This window comes from Arthrobacter sp. TB 23 (assembly GCF_000294595.1).
Taxonomy (GTDB): Bacteria; Actinomycetota; Actinomycetes; order Actinomycetales; family Micrococcaceae; genus Arthrobacter_D.
Genome location: NZ_ALPM01000073.1, coordinates 54968 through 55378, shown reverse-complemented (window position 1 = coordinate 55378; position 411 = coordinate 54968). Strand labels below are relative to the sequence as shown.

The 411-nt window shown below is 64.7% G+C and carries 1 protein-coding gene; it reads right to left on the bottom strand.

Annotated features, from left to right (window positions below; all coding sequences use genetic code 11):
* Window positions 1–93: 93 nt before the first annotated feature.
* Entirely contained in the window at window positions 94–375 is a 282-nt protein-coding gene (locus B384_RS0111075) for a glutaredoxin family protein (RefSeq protein ID WP_237715298.1), read from the bottom strand.
* Window positions 376–411 lie beyond the last annotated feature (36 nt).

Here is a 411-nt window from a genome sequence, read left to right as displayed (position 1 = left end):
CGGCAGGTCTGCACGACGCCGGACCGGCCGACACCGTGAGTATCTTCACCTTAGGGTGCGGCGCCCGCGACACAAAGCTGGCTTCCCGGCCGATCACTGGGTCAGCAGCCTCCGCAGGCGCGCCTCATCGATCTTCCAGAAATCTCGCTGTACCCCGTCGATAAGCAGGACAGGGATTTCCTCGGCGAACCGCTCCAACAGGTCGGGTGCATCAACTGTCGACAATTCGTGCCAGGGCACTCCCAGCTCTTCGCAGACCGCAGCAACCACCGCCCGCGCAGCAGCGCACAGGTGGCAATCGGGCTTCGTCAACAGCTCGACGACGGGGCTCACCGCACCGTCTGTCGGCATTTCCGGCCGGGGAGGAGAAACCATGTCATCCAAGCTACCGCCTCATCCGGTGCGGCTCGG